This window comes from Phenylobacterium sp. GW821-FHT12F10 (assembly GCF_058806695.1).
The window spans coordinates 262,953-279,980 of the sequence record NZ_JBXAPY010000004.1; the positions used below are offsets into that span (position 1 = coordinate 262,953).

Here is a 17,028-nt window from a genome sequence, read left to right on the forward strand (position 1 = left end):
CGGCAGCAACGGCGCCCCTTGACCGACCCAGCGATCATTCCCCGGCGAACCTGGCGCACCGTCCTGGTCCTGGCCGTCATCGCCCTGGTCCTGGTCATGGCCCTGGCCTATGCCGGCCGCCGGATCATCGCCCGCGAGGCCCTGACCGGCTGGCTGCGGTCCCAGGGGGTGGAGTCGCAGGTGGCCTTCTCCACCTTCGGCCCCGGTGGTTTCACCGGGACCCTGCGCATCGGTCCGGCCGCCCACCCCGATCTCACCGCCCAGGTGGCCGAGGTCCGCTACGGCCTCACCGGCTGGTGGGCGGGCAAGCCCTTCGGGGTGACGGTCACCTCGATCCGCCTGGTGAGCCCGGTGATCCACGGCCGCTGGAAGGCCGGCCGCCTCAGCCTTGGCGAGCTCGACCCCCTGATCGAGACCCTGCGCAAGCGCCCCCCGCGCCCCGACACCCGCCAGCCGGCCATAACCATCGAGAACGCCCGCCTGCGCCTGGACACCGACTACGGCCCGCTGCTGGCTAGGGCCGACGCCCGGCTGGACGACGGCCGCCTGCTGCGGCTGGACGCCACCTTCGCCCCCACCGAGCTCAAGGGCGCCGACCGGGCGGTTCGTCTGGGGCCCGGCGAGCTGCACCTGGTGACCACCGGCGATCAGGTGGTCTCGGCCCTCGAGGTCAGCGTCCGCGACCTGACCCTGGGCCAGATCGCGGCCCGGGACGCCACGATCCGCCTCACCGCCCGCACCGCCTATCCCGACCTGAAACGGAAGCGTGGCGACGGCGGCCTGACCCAGACCCTGAAGGTCCAGGCCCGCCAGGTCAGCTACGGCGCGACGCGGCTGCGGGACGCCAGCCTGCAGGCCAGCTTCACCGGCCAGTCCGCCGGCTGGATCGACACCCTCTCGGTGACCGGCGACGGCGCCGCGGTGCTGGGGGCCGCCCGCGCCGAGTTGGCCGGCGCCCAGGTCCGGGCCCTGCGCGTCGCCGCCGACGTGAAGGGCCTCAACTGGACCCGGCGCGGCGGGGACCGGGTCGCCGCCGGACTCGCCGCCCGGATCACCGCCGAGGCCCTGACCCGCGACAAGCTCGCCCTGACGCGGCTCGCCGGCGACCTGCGCGGCTCGGCGGTCCTGGCCGCCAAGGGCGGGGACCTGGCCCTGGCCGGCGCCGTCTCCACCCACGGCGACTGGTCGGGCCTGGGCCCCGCCAGCGACAAGGACGCCCCGGAGATCGCCGCCCTGAAGCGCGCCGCCCGCAGCTTCGGCGCCGCCACCCAGGGCCTGTCCCTGACCGCGGGCGACGGCGGCCTGACCCTGGCCCTGACCTCGCCCCTCGCCGTGCGTCCCGCCGCGGGCGGCCAGGCGGTGGTCCAGGCCCTGGGTCGCGCGCCCCTCTACGCCAAGGGCGCCGGCGCCCTGGCCCTGAAGGTCGGCGGCGGCGGCCTGCCGCAGCTGGATCTCGCGGTCGACCGCTATCGCCTGAGCCCTGGCGGCCTCATCGCCCAGACCCGGCTGAGCGCCGTCACCGGGATCGGACCTGTGCGCGACGGCCATGTCGCCACCCAGGGCGAGCTGCGGCTGGCGGGCGGGGCCCTGGCCTTCGCCGCCAGCCGCTGCGCCGCGGTCTCCGGCCGCCTGGAGCTGGGGACCAACGACGTCGAAGCCATCGCCGGCGAGCTCTGCCCGACGGCCGCCCCGTTGTTCACCCTGGCCCACGGCGACTGGCGCATCCGGGCCGCCGCCAAGGGCCTGTCGGCCAAGGTCCCCTTCCTGCAGGCCGCGCTCAGCGCGGGCGTCGGCGGCCTGGACCTGGGGACCACCAACGGCCGTCTGGCCGGAACCCTGGACCTCGCCGCCGGCGAGCTGGCCGACACCAGTCCCGACCGCCGCTTCCATCCGGTCCGCGCCACCGCCGCCGCCCGGGTGGCCGGGGAGGTCTGGCGCGCCCAGATCGCCGCCACAGGTCCCGCCGGCCATGCCCTGGGCCGGGGCGACCTGACCCATGACGGCGCCACGGGGGCCGGCGCGCTCACCTTCGACACCGGGACCCTGGTCTTCGCCGAGGGCGGCCTGCAGCCGGCGTCCCTCTCCCCCCGCGCCGCCCTGGTGGGCCCACCCGCCGTGGGTCAGGCCCGCTTCCGCGGCGAGGTGGCCTGGACCAAGGCCGGTTCCACCAGCGGCGGGGTTCTGGACATCCCGGGTCTCGATTTCCGCAGTCCGGCCGGCCAGGTCACCGGCCTGGCCGGCCAGGTGGTCTTCACCAGCCTGGCGCCCCTCACCGCCGCCCCCGGCCAGCACCTGACCGCCCGCAGGATCGACGCCCTGGCTGGCCTGACGGAGGCGGAGGTGACCTTCGGCATCGCGGGCGAGGCGGTGAACGTGTCGGCGCTGGACCTGGCGCTCGGCGGCGGCCAGGTGCGGCTGGAGCCCTTCAGCCTGCCCTTCGCCGGCGGCCAGACCTGGAAGGGGGTGATCGCCTTCACCAACGTCCAGCTGTCGGACCTGGTGGAGGCCTCGCCCTTCGCCGCCCGCATGGACCTCACCGCCAAGGCCAGCGGGACCATCCCCTTCCTGGTCACCCCCGACGGGGTGCGTGTCTCCGGCGGCGCCCTGCACGCGGTCGGTCCCGGCCGCCTGTCGATCCGCCGCGACGCTCTGAGCGCGGTGGCCGCCGACGGCGCCGTGGCCGCCGGTCCGCTGGGGGACAAGACCCCGCCGCCCACCACCGACACCTTCACCGACTTCGCCTACCAGGCCATGGAGAACCTGGCCTTCCAGAGCCTGGACGCCCAGATCAACAGCCTGCCAAAGGGTCGGCTGGGGGTGCTGTTCCATATCAAGGGGGAGAACGCGCCCCCGACCCACCAGGAGATCTGGCTGACCCCGCAGGAGGTGCTGACCCGCAGCTTCCTGAAGAAGAAACTGCCCCTGCCTTCGGGCACCAAGGTCGACCTGACCCTGGACAGTTCGCTGAACCTGGATCAACTGCTGGGCGACTTCGCCGAGTATCAGAAGCTGCGCGGTTCAGACCCCGTTCAGCCGCCGACTGGGAAAACCCCCAAATGACGCCCCGGAGATGACGCCCATGCCACCTCGATCCCTCGCCGCCCTGGCGTTCGCCGGCCTCGCCCTGACCATGGGTGGGTGCGCGACGGTGCATGTGGATGTGAAGCCGATCACGATCTACGCCAAGCTCGACGCCGATGTCCGCCTGCGGCTGGACGACGACGTCAAGGCGCTGATCAAGCAGAATCCGGACCTGTTCTAGGGGCCATGACCATGACCTTTCAAAAGATGCTGATCCCCGTCGCCGCCATTGTCGGGACGATCATCGCCGGGCCGGCGTTCGCCGCCGGCGCCAAGGCCACTGTCGACGCCGCCAAGTCCGCGGGCGTCGTCGGCGAGCAGAACGACGGCTTCCTGGGCTTCGTCCAGGGCGAGGGCGATCCCGCCGTCCAGGCCGCCGTGGCCGAGATCAACGCCGGCCGCGCCCAGCTCTACCGCCAGGCCGCCGCCAAGAACGGCGTGACCCCCGAAGCCGCCGGCGCCGCGGCCTATGCCAGCGTCGTCCAGCTCAAGCTGCGCCCCGGCGACTACTACCAGACCCCCGAAGGCGCCTGGGTGCAGAAGTAGCCGGCGCCGCTCTCGCGGCGGGGTGACGCTCAGAGCACGTCAGGCGGAAGTGGACACGGGTCGCGCCGCCCGGCGTGCTCTAATATTTTGAATCTAGACCCTTCTTGCCGTTTCGGATGAGTCCGTCTGAAACGGTCAGGGTCTACGGAAACATGCCGCTTGGCGTGGCGGCGGCCGTTCCGATAGAGAGGGAAGTTCGCGCCGCGCCGGAACCGGCCGCGCGAGGCTGGAGGGGAGATGGCTGACCGCAACGTCGCCCGGTCGACGGACCGCTTTGAGAAGAAGCGCGACGCTATCCTCGACGCCTCCACCGTCATCCTCAACACCCAGGGGGTGAAGGGCCTGACCCTCGGCGTGGCCGCCGCCGCCGTGGGCCTGTCCACCACCAGCGTCACCTACTACTTCAAGCGCAAGGACGACCTGGCCGCCGCCTGCCTGATGCGCGGGGTCGAGTGGCTGACCCAGGCCGCCGAGACCGCCCTGCAGGAGCCCACCCCCACCCAGCGCCTGCGCCGCCTGCTGGACCTCTATCTGGAGCGCCTGCGGCTGACCGCCACCGGGGAACTGCCGCCCCTGCCGGTGATGTCGGACATCCGGGCCTTGAACAATCCGCGCCGCACCGAGGTGTTCGACGCCTTCATGAAGCTGTTCCGCAAGGTGCGGAACCTGTTCGAGGCGCCGGAGCTGGCCTGGCTCGGCCGCGGCCGCCGCACGGCCCGCACCCACATGCTGATGGAGCAGCTGTTCTGGGCCGCGGCCTGGCTGCCGAAATACGACCCCGAGGACTATGGCCGCATCGGCGACCGGATGTTCGACATCCTCACCGGCGGCCTGGCCATGCCCGGCGCCGAGTGGGCCCCGGCGCCGGCGCCCCTGGCCGAGCTGGCCGCCCCCGACTCCGGCGAGCTGGGCCGGGAGACCTTCCTGCTGGCCGCCACCCGCCTGATCAACAGCCGCGGCTACAAGGGCGCCTCGGTGGACAAGATCTCCGCCGAACTCAACGTCACCAAGGGCAGCTTCTACCATCACCACGAGGCCAAGGATGACCTGGTGGTGGCCTGCTTCGACCGCACCTTCGAGGTTATGCGCCGGGTCCAGCGCCTGGCCATGAGCCTGCCGGGGGACCAGTGGGCCAAGCTCTCGAGCGCCGCCGCCGCCCTGGCCGAATACCAGCTGTCCGAATACGGTCCGCTGTTGCGCACCTCGGCCCTCTCGGCCCTGCCCGAGGCCATGCGCGAGGAGCAGGTCGCCCACTCCAACCGCGTCTCCGACCGCTTCGCCTCGATGATCTCCGACGGCATCGCCGAGGGGTCGATCCGCCCGGTGGATCCCTTCATCGCCGCCCAGATGCTCAACGCCACCCTGAACGCCGGCGCCGAGCTGGGCTTCTGGGTTCCCGGGGTCACCCAGAAGGCCGCGCCCTCGGTCTTCGCCCGGCCGCTGCTGATGGGGATCTTCGCGCGATAGGGCCCTAGGACAGCTTGCCGGTCTCGCTGGCCGGCTCGCCCTCGTTCACCAGGTCGGCGGCCGCCGCCAGCTGGCGCAGGGATTCGGCGTGGCTCTCGCGGGTGATGCGGTAGCCGTTCATGAAGATCACGCACAGGCCGTAGAGCACCACCAGGACCGGAACGTAGATCATCCCCAGGCGGGCGATGATCGCCGGGTCCACCTCGCCGGGCTTGGCGCCCTGCGGGAAGGCGGCGGCCTTGAGCAGCATGGCCGAGGTGAAGATGCCGATGCCGGTCACCGCCTTGGCCACGAAGGCCGAGGCCGCGAAGAACAGGCCCTCCGACCGGCGGCCGGTGCGCAGCTCGCTGTCCTCCACCACGTCGGCGATCATCGAGGAGGTCAGGATGTTGGCGGTGATGGTGGCGCCGGTGGAGATCACGTTCTGGGCGAACAGCAGCGGGAACAGCAGCGGACTGCCGTTCTGCGGGAACAGCCCCAGCAGGCGCAGGACGATCGGCGTGCAGCCGACGGTGAGCCCGATCAGCAGCAGGGTCATGGCCGAGCGCTTCTTGCCGAACTTCCGCGAGAAGGCCGGCGCCGCGGCGAAGGCGAACAGGGCCGAGGTCAGGCTGGCGAAGGTGAACAGCGCGATCTGGGCCGAGCTGAACTCCCAGAAGAAGGTCGTGAAATAGAGGCTGATGGAGAGCGTCAGGCCGCCGGCCATGGCGGCGAACAGGTTGGCCACCAGGATGCGCAGGAAGGAGCGGTGGGACAGGGTGCCGAACATCTCCCGGGCCAGAGTCGGCAGGGAGAGCTTGCGGTGCGGCGCCTCGCGCAGGAACGGGATCTGGCTATGGGTGCCGCCGGCCGAGACCAGGATGGCCAGCAGCATCAGCAGGGCCGCGGCGATCCCGTAGTGGGCGTAGCCCTCGACATTGAGCTGGCCCACCTTGTGGCCCGCGTCGGGGCGCAGGAAGATCTTCAGGGCGGCGAAGTACATCACCAGGCCGCCGATCCAGCCGAACAGGAAGCGGTAGCTGAGCAGCTTGGTGCGCTCGTCGTAGCCGGTGGTCAGCTCGGCGGCGAGCGCCGAGGACGGGATCTCGTAGCAGGTGATGAAGCTGCGGATCAGGATGGCCGTGCCGATCAGATAGAAGAACAGCCCCTGGTGATCCAGCGACTTGGGCGGGTTCCACAGCAGCAGGTAGGAGACCGCCACGGGGATCGCCGCGGCGTACATGAACGGGTGCCGGCGGCCCCACTTGGACCGCAGATTGTCGGAAAGCTGGCCGACGATGGGATCGAGGAAGGCGTCGACGAACAGGGCGATCATGATCGCCAGCCCCACCGTCTGGGCGGGCAGGCCCATGACCTGGTTGTAGAAGATCAGCAGGAAGTAGGAGAAGCCGTTGTCCTTCACCCCGAAGGCCACCGAGCCGAAGCCGTAGAACAGCTTGGTGGGCAGGCTCAGCCGGCGATCGGTTTGAGCTCCTGGTACGGCCTGCGTCATTGTTCCTCCGGGATTTCTGTTCTGTTCTGCAAACCTAGCCCGGTTCTGGGGAGGCGTCTCTAGACGCTGGAGGCTCCGTCGACGACCGGCCGCGCCTCCTCGATCCGCGCCCGCTCGGCCACCGCCGCGGCCGCCTCGAGGGTGGCGACATTGGAGGCGTGGCGGGTCTCGTCGATCTTGTAGGGCAGCAGGACGGCGATGGAGAGCAGGCTCATGCCGGTGTTGATGGGCAGGAAGATCAGGGCCAGGCGGCGCATGATCTCCGGGTCCACGGTCCCGGCCGCGGCATGGGTGGGGAAGGCCACCACGGTGAGCAGCACACCCGAGAGGAAGACCCCGATGCCGCCGGTGAACTTGGGCAACAGGCCGTTCGCGGCCAGCAGCAGGCCCTCGGACCGGACCCCGGTCTTCACCGCGGCGTCCTCCACCACGTCGGCGATCATCGAGGAGATGATGATGAAGCCAGAGATGGCCAGGGTGGTGGCGATGAAATAGTCCACCAGCAGCAGGGTCAGCACCAGGCCGCTGTCGGTGGGCGCCAGGTTCAGCAGCTTCAGCGACAGGGGCACGGCCGAGGTGAAGACCGAGCAGACGAACAGCACCAGCATCGCCCGCTTCTTGCCCCAGATCCGCGCCGCCGGGCCGGCCACGGCGACGCCGGAGACCGAGGCCAGGACCCCGGCCATGGAGATGAAGGAGATCGAGGCGGCGCTGACACCCCAGAGCTCGATGTAGAAGTACTGGCTGAGCGCGCCCGACAGGCCGCCGGCCACCCCCGAGCACAGACCCGAGATCATCACCACCACCAGGGAGCGGTTGCCGATGGTGCCCAGCACCTCCTTGACCACCTGGCTCAGGGGGACCTGGCGGACCGGCGGCTGGTAGAGGCCCTTGATGTGGCGGTGGGTGCCGAGCGCCGAGACGATGATGGAGAGCGCCATCACCCCGCCGGCCAGGATGCCGAAGTGGGCGTAGCCGGTGCGGTTGAGGATCCCGCCGGCCGCCGGCGACAGGAAGACCTGGTAGAGCACCACGTTCATGCCCAGGCCGCCGACGACCCCGAAGAAGAAGCGGTAGCTGAACAGGGTGGTGCGCTGGTGGTAGTCGCTGGTGAGCTCGGGGGCCAGCGCCGCCGAGGGGATCTCGTAGAGGCTGACGCACAGCCGCAGCAGCACCAGCATGCCGATGACGAACACCCCGGTGGTGGCGGGCGGCCAGGTGGCCGGCGAGTTCCAGAAGGCGATGCAGGCCGCCGCGATCAGGGGCGCCGAGGCGTACATCAGCGGGTGCCGGCGGCCCCACTTGGTGCGCAGCTTGTCCGACCACTGGCCGATGGCCGGATCGATGATCGCGTCCAGCATCAGGGTCAGCATGATCGCCGTCCCCACCCACATCGCCGGCAGGCCGATGACCCGGTTCAGATAGGGCTGCAGCAGGGAGGAGGAGAGGCCGAGGGTGGCCACCCCGACGGCGATGGAGCCCACCCCATAGGAGAGCTTGGTGGACAGGCCGAGCCTCGGCGCTTCTCGAAGGGTCGGTATGTCGTCTGACAAGGTGGCGCTCTTGGGCTTGAGGGGCGGAGGGCTAGGCGGTGCGAATCGGCGGCAGGTTGGGGCGGGAACGCCGTGCGTCGATCATGACCTCACCTCACCCGCGCGGGGCGATCGGCGCCGCGCCGCCGGCCACGCCGGGCAGGCCGCCGATCTGGTCGTCGGCGCCGGACAGCTCGGCCAGGGCCGCGGCGTCCTTCAGCTTGGTGAGGTTGGACTCGTGGGTCGCCTTGTCGATCTTGAAGGCGAACAGGCAGAGGATGGCCGAGCCGTACAGGGCGGTGGCGAGGGGCAGGTAGATCAGGGCCAGTTCCCGCAGGATGTCCGGATCGACCTGGCCGCGCTTGGCGTTGGCGGGGAAGTTGACGAAGGCCAGCAGGCTGCCGGAGACGAAGATCCCCATGCCCGAGACGATCTTCTTGAACAGGTTGTCGGCCGAGAACAGCAGGCCCTCGGAGCGGCGTCCGGTCTTGACCTCGGCGTCCTCCACCACGTCGGCGATCATCGAGGAGAGCAGCACCCCGGTGGCCACGGCCATGGCGCCGTTGAAGAAGGTCTCCACGAAGATGATGTAGAACATCGCGTCCGAGCCGGGGGGCGGGGCGATCCCCATCAGGGTGATGGTCAGCGGGGTGATGCCGGTGGCCAGGGCCCCGGTGAACAGGGTGATCGCCGCGCGCTTCTTGCCGAACAGGGCGCCCGCCCGGGGCGCCAGCATGACGCCGGCGACGCTGGCGGCCACGCCGACGATGGTCAGGATCGAGAGCTGGCCCTGGGTCAGCTGGAAGAAGTAGAGGGCGAAATAGAGCTCCAGCCCGTTCTTCAGGCCCATGGCGACGGCGATGAACATGCCGGCCACCGCGGCCACAACGAAGGAGCGGTTGTTGAGGGTGGCGGCCACTTCGCGGGCCATCAGCCGGAAGCCGATCTTCCGGACCGGCGGCTGGCGCAGATAGGGGATCTGCCTGAAGGTGCCGGTGGTGGAGACGATGATCACCGTGAAGATCAGCAGGGCCGCGAACAGCGAATAGCCGAAATAGCCCGCCCGCTCGGTGATGCCGCCCGAGCCGTCCGGCCCCTCCTTCATGAACACCTGGTAGACCATCAGGGTCATGCCCAGGCCGCCCAGCACCGTGAACAGACCGCGGATGGCGATCAGGCTGGTGCGCTCGTTGTAGTCATGGGCCAGTTCCGGCGCGAGGGCCGAGGAGGGCAGTTCGAAGAAGGTGTCGAACAGCCGGATCACCAGCAGGCAGGCCAGCATGTAGCCGAACAGCTCGCCCTGGCTCCAGCCGCTGGGCGGGTTCCAGATCAGGAAGAAGGCCAGGCTGACCGGCAGGGCCGCGGCGTACATGAACGGGTGGCGCCGGCCCCAGGGTGAGCGGAAATTGTCGGAGATCTGCCCCACCAGGGGGTCGCAGAAGGCGTCGAAGATCAGCGCGATGAAGATGGCCGTGGAGACCATCTGTGGCGGCAGGCCGATCACCTGGTTGTAGAAGATCAGCAGGAAGGTCGACAGGCCGCGCGCCTTCACCGCATTGGCCACGGCCCCCAGGCCGTAGAGCACCTTGGTGGTCATGCCCACCGGAGGCCGCGCCCCCGACGGGAGACCGCGCGTCATCGGCGCAGGAGAGCCGCGATCCACCTTGTTCCTCCCGCCGCGTGGCGACGCCCGCGGCCTTGTTATCATCTTGCTTGGAACGAACCGTGCGGGAGGGCCGCCATGCCGTCAACGGCTTTGATCTTACAGTTCTGACACATTGCAAGCCCTTGCCCGCCAAGGGTTTGGCGCCCTCTCCGACGGCGCGCCGGCCGCGTTCGCGACCTGTTCCGGCGGCCGCCTTTCGACGACCGGGAATGGCGGGCGCGCCGCGCGCGGCGCGCCCGATCGCCCTACCAGCGGTACTGCAGCTCCACCCCGTAGGTCCGCGGCGGGACCAGGACATAGGTGCGGTTCAGGTTGTAGACGCCGCTGGCGTTGAAGCCGGTCTGGCGGGTCGCCGACAGGGTGTCGAAGTCCTGCTCGTCGGTCAGGTTCTTGCCGTAGAGGATCACGGTGTAGCGGTCGGCCGCGTCCTTCCAGGCCAGGCGCGCGTCGATCTGGCTGCGGGCCGGCGCCTCGTAATAGGGGCGGTCGAAGATCGAGGAATAGACCTTGTCGCGCCAGACATAGCTCACCGAGCCGGTGATGGAGCCCGGCTCGAACGCCCAGGTGTAGTTGGCGTTGAAGCTGATCTTGTTGCGCGGCGCCACCGGCAGGTGGTTGCCCGAGAGGTCCTGGCCCCGGGAGTTGGGGGCGCCGGTGATCGGATCGACGGCGGGCAGGGCGCCGGCCGGCTTGGCGCCGGGCTGGGCCGCGGCCGGGTCGGCCCCGTCCTGGATGCAGCAGGACTCCCGGATCGTGGCGTCCAGGTAGGAATAGTTGAACAGGATCTGCAGGTTGGCGATCGGCTGCCAGATGGTCTCCAGTTCGATCCCCATGCTGCGGGCCTTGGGGATGTTGTAGAAGATCGAGGTCAGCGGCCCCACCGCCGGCTGGGTGCTCACCGGCACCTGGGCGTCCTGGTAGTCGTAGTAGAAGGCCGAGACATTGGTCTGCAGCGAACCGCTCCAGTCCTTCTTCAGGCCCAGCTCATAGGCGTTCACATGCTCGGAGTCGGTCTCCGGGAAGGCGGTGATGGTGCCGGAGTTGAAGCCGCCGGCCTTATAGCCGCGGCTGTACTTGGCGTAGCCGAGGGTGTTGCTGTCGGGCTGCCACTCCAGGCCGAGCGTCCCGGTCCAGGCGTTCCAGGTGTCGTAGAGTCCCCGCCGGCGGATGCCGGTGGCCGTGTCGGTGACGGCCGGGCCGACGACGCCCTTCTGCGGATCGGTCACCCCGGCCGGCCGGACGCCGGAGAAGGTGGAGGTGGTGATGTCCAGCACCGGGGTGAAGGAGCCCAGGATGCGGGGGTCCACCGCCGCCGAGCAGCCGAAGCAGAACAGCCGGCCAGCCTCCACCCCCTTCTTCTTGTCGGCGGTGTAGCGCAGGCCCGCCGTCAGTTTCAGGGTGTCGGTGAACTGCCAGTCGACCTGGCCGAAGGCCGCCTGGGACCAGGCCTCCATCGACTGGTCGGTGTAGTAGATGATCCGCTTGGGATTGGCCGCCGCGCCCGACGGCGTGGCCAGCTCGGCCTGGTCGGGCAGGGTGATCTGGTAGGGCTGCTTGTATTTCTCATTGTAGAGATAGGCGCCGAGGATCCACTGCACCGGCCCCTCGCTCGTCGAGGCCAGGTTCAGCTCGTGGCTGAACCACTCCTTGTTTTCCTTGTAGAGGCTGACGACGTTGGGGCGCGCCACCAGCGGCCGGCAGATCCCCGCGGCCACATAGCCCGGGTTGCAGGCGGCCGGCGAGGTGATCCCCGGGTTCAGGGGGATCGTGTAGGAGAGCAGGGCGGTGCCGTCGAAGTCGCTCTGCAGGGCGTACTTGTAGTGCTGGAATCCGCCGATGTACTTCAGGTCCGCCCCGTCGAAATGATAGGTGAGGTTGGCCTGGAGCTGGCTCGAATAGTCCTCCAGCTTGTTGAAGGTCTGGGCGTTGGTGGAAAACGCGGTCAGGTCGCCGGTGGTGACGAACGATCCGTTCCGCGCCGGGCCCAGGGCCACGAGGTTCTGGCCGAAGGCGAAACCGTAGCCGACGCCCGGCGACAGGCTGCCCGGTGTGATCAGGGCGGTGTCCAGCGGGGTCAGGCTGCCGCCGGTGCGCCCGCCGGGCGCCGAGCGGTTGTCATACTTGCTCTTGGCCGCCTTCAGCCAGAAGTCGGCGTGTTCGCCCAGGTCGCCCTCGAGCTGGAGCTCGTAATAGCTCTCGTCGCGGACGTCGCCCTCGTCGGGCCCGCCGGCGATATTGTGGAACCAGCCCTTGTCCTGCTTGGTCACTGAGGCCCCGAGGCGGTAGCGCAGGCCCTCGGTGATCGGGCCCGAGACCGTGCCCTCCAGGACCCGGCGATCGTAATTGCCGTAGCTGCCGCGGATCTCGCCGGAGAAGTCGTCGGTGGGACGCTTGGAAATGGCGTTGATCGCCCCGCCGATGGAGTTGCGGCCATAGAGGGTGCCCTGCGGCCCACGCAGCACCTCGACCCGGTCCACGAACAGCGGCGAGCGGCCCACCTCGACGGTGGAGGAGGTGTAGACCCCGTCCACATAGGTGGCGACGCCGGGCTCGGAGGCCAGGTTGTTGGTCAGGCGGCCGATGCCCCGCAGGCTGATGCGGTCATTGCCGGCCGAATAGGCCAGGCCCGGGGTGAAGTTGGTGATGTCCTGGACGCTGCTGATCCCGATCAGGTCGCGCCGCTCCGAGGTGAAGGCCGAGACCGCAACCGGCACGTCCTGCAGGCTCTGTTCGCGCTTCTCGGCGGTGACCACCAGCTCCTCGATGGTGGTGGAGCCGCTCTGGGCCCGGGCCGCGCCGGCCATGGCGACGGACACCAGGGCGGTGGCCGCCAACAATTGGAATCTACGATACATCCTAGGAATCCTCCCCCTGTGGCTCTTCGGCCTGACGCGGTGTCCGCGTCGTCTTCGAACTTGCGGTACGCATTCCGCTCCGTCAATCTCTGACGTCGACGTCAATTCAAGAGGGGCCGTGAGTCGATCCAGCTCATGAAGCTGGAATCTTTCGAAGTTCGGGTCCGTGGGCTCTGGTGACGGATAACCTGTTACGCCTTACGAATCCTAGGATTGGGTACTGTCAAGGTGAGCTCGGCGCGCCCGCGAACAAGTCCGTCGGCGTGGCGTGCGGGCGGTTCAAAAAAACCGGCGTTACGCGAAATCCCGACGTCGTGGCGGCGCCGCGCCGGGCCTGGGAGAGGCCCCGCCATTCTTCGAAGAATGGGTTTGCGCGGGCGAGAGGGGAAGCCCATTCTGGATCCGGGGAGCGCCCGATCGGGCCCGTGGGGAAACGCATATGGACCGCCTGAAGACCAAGATCGCCGTCATCACCGGCGGCTGCTCCGGCATCGGCCTGGGGACGGTGGAACGCTTCGTGGCGGAGGGCGCCAAGGTGATGGTGGGCGACATCGACGACGCGGCCGGCGCGGCCCTGGAGGCCCGCTTCGACGGCCAGGTCGCCTACCGCCACTGCGACGTGACCCAGGAGCGCCAGATCGAGGCCCTGATGGCCGCCTGCGCGGAGACGTTCGGCGGCCTGGACATCCTGTTCAACAACGCCGGCGCCGGCGGCTCCCCCGCCCGGCTGGAGGACATGACCGGCGAGGCCTGGGATCTCAGCCAGACCCTGCTGCTGCGCTCGGTGGCGCTCGGCATGCGCTACGCCCTGCCGCACATGAAGGCCCGGGGCGGCGGGGCCATCGTCAACACCGCCTCCATCGCCGGGACCCAGGCCGGCGCCGGGCCCATCGCCTATTCCGTGGCCAAGGCCGGCGTCATCCACCTGACCAAGGTCGCCGCCGCCGAGCTGGCCCGCGACGGGGTCCGCGTGAACGCCATCTGCCCGGGCCTGATCCTCACCAACATCTTCACCCCCAGCTCGGTGATGCCCGCGGGCCTGGCCGTGATGGTCAAGCAGGGCATGGCCCAGACCGCCCCGGACGCCCAGCCCATCGCCAAGCCGGGTCTCCCGGAGGATATCGCCAACGCCGCCCTGTTCTTCGCCAGCGACGAGAGCGCCTTCGTCACCGGCGTCTCCATGCTGGTGGACGGCGGCATGCATGTGGGCCCCCGCACCGCCTGGGATCCCGCCCTGCGCGCCGAGCGCATGGCCCAGATGGAGGCCCGCCGCGCGGCCTTCGAGGCCGGCCAGGCCGAGGCCGCCCCGCCGGGGTGAGCCTTCGCAGGTGCGGTGAACGCGAGGCTCGCCGCCCTTGGAACAAGCCCCGCCGTGCGGCCTCCGGCGCGCTCCGGATCGGTCACAAGCCCCGCGCCCACGGCCTCGCAGCCGACCTCAGGCGTCGGAAACGCGCGAAATGCGGGCAGAGGCGCCGGTCATCCTGCTTTGCTGCTGTGCAATATGACGCCGATCGCGGGCCATCCCCCCAGATAGCGCTGTTTTCCGATTGCCGAGCTGATCGGGCGGCCCCCTCCTGAGGGCGACACGCGGGACAACGAGGTTCCGCGAGGGCCCGAGAGGGCCGCCGACGGTGATCGTCGGATGGATGGACAACGACGTCCGGAGAGGCCGCCCAGCGGCTTCGCCGGGCGTCTTTTTTTTGGCCTTGGGGGATTGAGGCATGACGAGAACCAAGACGAGGCTGGCCCTGGGAACGGGTGTCGCGGCCCTGCTCTGGGCGGGGCTGGCCCAGGCGCAGACCGCCGAACCACCGCCTACGCCGGATCCGGCGGCCGAGGCGCCCGCCGAGCCGCCGGCCCCGCCGGCGCCGGAGCCGACGCTGAGCGACCAGATCGCGGCCGGCAGACTGCTGCTGGAGGTGCGCGCCCGTTACGAGACCGTCGACCAGACCCGCACCGCCACGCTGCGCGACGAGGGCCAGGCCTTCACCGTCCGCACCCGGCTGGGCTGGGAGACCGCCGACTTCAAGGGCCTCAAGGGCCTGATCGAGTTCGAGGATGTCCGCCAGATCGGGCCCGAGCATTTCGCGGTCAACGTCCCCGGGGCGGCGACCCCGCCCCTGAATGGCGCGGACAAGGCCCGCTATCCCATCATCAACGACCCCGACGTTACGGAGTTGAACCGCGCCCAGCTCACCTGGACCCCCAGCGCCGCCCTGCAGGTGACCGCCGGGCGCCAGCGCATCCTGCTGGACGACCAGCGCTTCGTCGGCAATGTCGGCTGGCGTCAGGACGAGCAGACCTTCGACAGCGTCCGCGCCGACGTCGCGCTCGGCCGGGTCAAGGCGACCTACGCCTATGTCACCCACATCAATCGCATCCTCGGCGAGCTGAAGGACTGGGACAGCGACAGCCACCTGCTGAATGTCACCTGGTCCCCGGCCGAGGCCCTGCGCCTGCAGGGCTTCGTCTACGCCCTCGACTTCGGCGACTCGGCGATCAATTCCTCCATCACCAAGGGGGTGAAGGCCTCGGGCAAGACCTGGCTCGGCCTGTACCAGGTCGCCTACAACGCCACCTACGCCGTGCAGAGCGACTATCACGGGAACACCGCGCCCTTCGACCTGGCCTATGTCGGCGCCGACCTGGCCGGAACCTTCGACATCTACACACTGAAGGTCGGCTACGAGTCGCTGGAGGGGGACGGGGTCCGAGGCTTCACCACCCCGCTGGCCACCGTGCACGCCTTCCAGGGCTGGTCGGACGCCTTCGTCTCGGCCGGCGGCAACAAGAGCTTCGCCGACGGGATCGAGGACAAGAACCTCAGCTTCAACGCCAAGCCGCGGTTCAAGAAGACCTACCTGTTCAACAGCGACATCCTGGTCCGCTACCACGACTTCGACGACCAGAGGACCGGGGCCGACCTCGGTCACGAGTGGGATGTGCAGGTCACCGCCGCCATCACGCCCAAGCTGTCGATCCAGCTGAAATACGCCGACTTCCAGCGCGAGGCGACGGTCCCGGCCGGCACGCTGGCGCCGCCGCCCTCGCGCGCCAAGGCGTGGCTCACCCTCGAATACAAGCTCTAGGGGACTTGCAGATCATGACCCACAAGACCGACGCCGGCCTCACCCGCCGCAACGCCATCCTGGCCGCCACCGCCACCCTGGCGGCCGCCAGGGCCGCCTTCCCCTCCGGGGCGCATGCCGCCGGGGCCGGGCCCGAGGTGGCCAAGGCTCGCCTGGGCTTCATCGCTCTGACCGACTCCTCGCCGATCATCATCGCCAAGGAGCGGGGCCTGTTCGCCAAGCACGGCCTGCCCGACGTGGAGGTGGTGAAACAGGCCTCCTGGGCCGCGACCCGCGACAACCTGGTGCTGGGCTCCGGCGGCGGGGGCATCGACGGCGCCCACATCCTGTCGCCCATGCCCCTGCAGTTCACCCTGGGGGTCCAGACCGGCGGCAAGCCCCTGCCGATGTACATCCTGGCCCGCCTCAACACGAACGGGCAGGCCATCTCGGTGGGCAACGACCTCAAGGCCGTGAAGGTCGGGCTCAACGCCGCGGGGGCTCGGGCCAAGTTCGCCCAGCTGAAGGCCGCCAAGAACCCGGCCAAGATCGCCATGACCTTCCGGGGCGGGACCCATGACCTGTGGATCCGCTACTGGCTGGCGGCGGCGGGCATCAATCCCGAGACCGACGTCTCCACCATCGTCATCCCCCCGCCCCAGATGGTGGCCAACCTCAAGGCCGGCACCCAGGACGCCTTCTGCGTCGGCGAACCCTGGAACGGCCAGACCGTGAACCAGAAGATCGGCTACACGGCGACCACCACCAGCGAGATCTGGATGAACCACCCGGAGAAGGCGCTGGGCATGCGCGCCGACTGGGTCGACCGCTATCCGCGCGCGGCCCGGGCGCTCACCGCCGCGGTGCTGGAGGCCCAGATCTGGTGCGACAAGATGGGCAACCGCCCGGCCATGTGCTCCATCGTCTCGGGCCGCCAGTACGTCAATGTGCCCATGGGCGACATCCTGCCCCGGCTGCAGGGGACCATCGACTATGGCGACGGCCGCAAGGTCACGGGGTCGCCCCACACCATGAAGTTCTGGGCCGACAACGCCAGCTTCCCCTTCAAGTCCCACGACCTGTGGTTCGCCACCGAGAACGTCCGCTGGGGCGTCCTGCCCCAGGCCACCAACACCAAGGCCCTGGTCAACAAGGTCAACCGCGCCGACATCTGGCGCGCGGCCGCGGCCTCCATCGGCCAGGCCGCTCCGGCCGCCGACAGCCGGGGGGTGGAGAGGTTCTTCGACGGCAAGGTCTTCGACCCCGCCAACCCGGCCGCCTACCTGGCCAGCCAGCCGATCAAGAAGCTGGTCTAGGGAGT

Annotated in this window: 11 protein-coding genes; 7 read left to right on the top strand and 4 right to left on the bottom strand. The window is 69.7% G+C overall.

Annotation, left to right across the window (positions count from 1 at the left end; all coding sequences use genetic code 11):
* The first annotated feature begins 18 nt into the window (after positions 1-18).
* From AC1RN5_RS20580 to AC1RN5_RS20595, 4 genes are all read left to right on the top strand, one after another.
* Positions 19-3,060, top strand: a complete 3,042-nt coding sequence (locus AC1RN5_RS20580; RefSeq protein WP_493043470.1) for an intermembrane phospholipid transport protein YdbH family protein — start codon at positions 19-21, stop codon at positions 3,058-3,060.
* Positions 3,061-3,079: 19 nt separating this feature from the next.
* Positions 3,080-3,262 (top strand): YnbE family lipoprotein, encoded by a 183-nt coding sequence (locus AC1RN5_RS20585; protein ID WP_421933331.1) that lies wholly within the window; start codon positions 3,080-3,082, stop codon positions 3,260-3,262.
* Between the two features lie 11 nt (positions 3,263-3,273).
* Positions 3,274-3,627, top strand: a complete 354-nt coding sequence (locus tag AC1RN5_RS20590; protein WP_421933330.1) for a YdbL family probable chaperone protein — start codon at positions 3,274-3,276, stop codon at positions 3,625-3,627.
* A 237-nt stretch (positions 3,628-3,864) separates the two neighbouring features.
* On the top strand, positions 3,865-5,094 hold the full coding sequence (locus AC1RN5_RS20595; protein WP_493043473.1) for a TetR/AcrR family transcriptional regulator: 1,230 nt from the start codon (positions 3,865-3,867) through the stop codon (positions 5,092-5,094).
* Between the two features lie 4 nt (positions 5,095-5,098).
* On the opposite strand, the gene AC1RN5_RS20600 is transcribed toward AC1RN5_RS20595, so the two are convergent.
* The 4 genes from AC1RN5_RS20600 to AC1RN5_RS20615 all read right to left on the bottom strand — a co-directional run bounded on the left by AC1RN5_RS20600 (position 5,099) and on the right by AC1RN5_RS20615 (position 12,639).
* Entirely contained in the window at positions 5,099-6,586 is a 1,488-nt protein-coding gene (locus AC1RN5_RS20600) for an MFS transporter (RefSeq protein ID WP_493043475.1), read from the bottom strand.
* Between the two features lie 59 nt (positions 6,587-6,645).
* Positions 6,646-8,139: an MFS transporter gene (locus AC1RN5_RS20605; RefSeq protein ID WP_493043477.1), complete on the bottom strand. Its 1,494-nt coding sequence runs from the start codon at positions 8,137-8,139 to the stop codon at positions 6,646-6,648.
* 94 nt (positions 8,140-8,233) lie between these two features.
* Positions 8,234-9,757 carry an MFS transporter gene (locus AC1RN5_RS20610; RefSeq protein WP_493043479.1) on the bottom strand — a complete coding sequence of 508 codons (1,524 nt, stop codon included), beginning with the start codon at positions 9,755-9,757 and terminating at the stop codon, positions 8,234-8,236.
* 272 nt (positions 9,758-10,029) lie between these two features.
* Positions 10,030-12,639 (bottom strand): TonB-dependent receptor, encoded by a 2,610-nt coding sequence (locus tag AC1RN5_RS20615; protein ID WP_493043481.1) that lies wholly within the window; start codon positions 12,637-12,639, stop codon positions 10,030-10,032.
* Between the two features lie 439 nt (positions 12,640-13,078).
* On the opposite strand from AC1RN5_RS20615, the gene AC1RN5_RS20620 reads away from it, so the two are divergent.
* From AC1RN5_RS20620 to AC1RN5_RS20630, 3 genes are all read left to right on the top strand, one after another.
* Entirely contained in the window at positions 13,079-13,957 is an 879-nt protein-coding gene (locus tag AC1RN5_RS20620) for an SDR family NAD(P)-dependent oxidoreductase (protein WP_493043483.1), read from the top strand.
* 403 nt (positions 13,958-14,360) lie between these two features.
* Positions 14,361-15,728: an alginate export family protein gene (locus AC1RN5_RS20625; RefSeq protein WP_493043485.1), complete on the top strand. Its 1,368-nt coding sequence runs from the start codon at positions 14,361-14,363 to the stop codon at positions 15,726-15,728.
* A gap of 14 nt (positions 15,729-15,742) precedes the next feature.
* Positions 15,743-17,023, top strand: a complete 1,281-nt coding sequence (locus AC1RN5_RS20630) for a CmpA/NrtA family ABC transporter substrate-binding protein (protein ID WP_493043487.1) — start codon at positions 15,743-15,745, stop codon at positions 17,021-17,023.
* Positions 17,024-17,028 lie beyond the last annotated feature (5 nt).

Excerpts from the sequence above, each read along its gene's own strand:
- AC1RN5_RS20620 (WP_493043483.1), top strand. The coding sequence starts at position 13,079 with ATGGACCGCCTGAAGACCAAGATCGCCGTCATCACCGGCGGCTGCTCC.
- AC1RN5_RS20595 (WP_493043473.1), top strand. The coding sequence starts at position 3,865 with ATGGCTGACCGCAACGTCGCCCGGTCGACGGACCGCTTTGAGAAGAAG.
- AC1RN5_RS20615 (WP_493043481.1), bottom strand. The coding sequence starts at position 12,639 with ATGTATCGTAGATTCCAATTGTTGGCGGCCACCGCCCTGGTGTCCGTC.
- AC1RN5_RS20630 (WP_493043487.1), top strand. The coding sequence starts at position 15,743 with ATGACCCACAAGACCGACGCCGGCCTCACCCGCCGCAACGCCATCCTG.
- AC1RN5_RS20610 (WP_493043479.1), bottom strand. The coding sequence starts at position 9,757 with ATGACGCGCGGTCTCCCGTCGGGGGCGCGGCCTCCGGTGGGCATGACC.
- AC1RN5_RS20625 (WP_493043485.1), top strand. The coding sequence starts at position 14,361 with ATGACGAGAACCAAGACGAGGCTGGCCCTGGGAACGGGTGTCGCGGCC.
- AC1RN5_RS20585 (WP_421933331.1), top strand. The coding sequence starts at position 3,080 with ATGCCACCTCGATCCCTCGCCGCCCTGGCGTTCGCCGGCCTCGCCCTG.
- AC1RN5_RS20590 (WP_421933330.1), top strand. The coding sequence starts at position 3,274 with ATGACCTTTCAAAAGATGCTGATCCCCGTCGCCGCCATTGTCGGGACG.
- AC1RN5_RS20600 (WP_493043475.1), bottom strand. The coding sequence starts at position 6,586 with ATGACGCAGGCCGTACCAGGAGCTCAAACCGATCGCCGGCTGAGCCTG.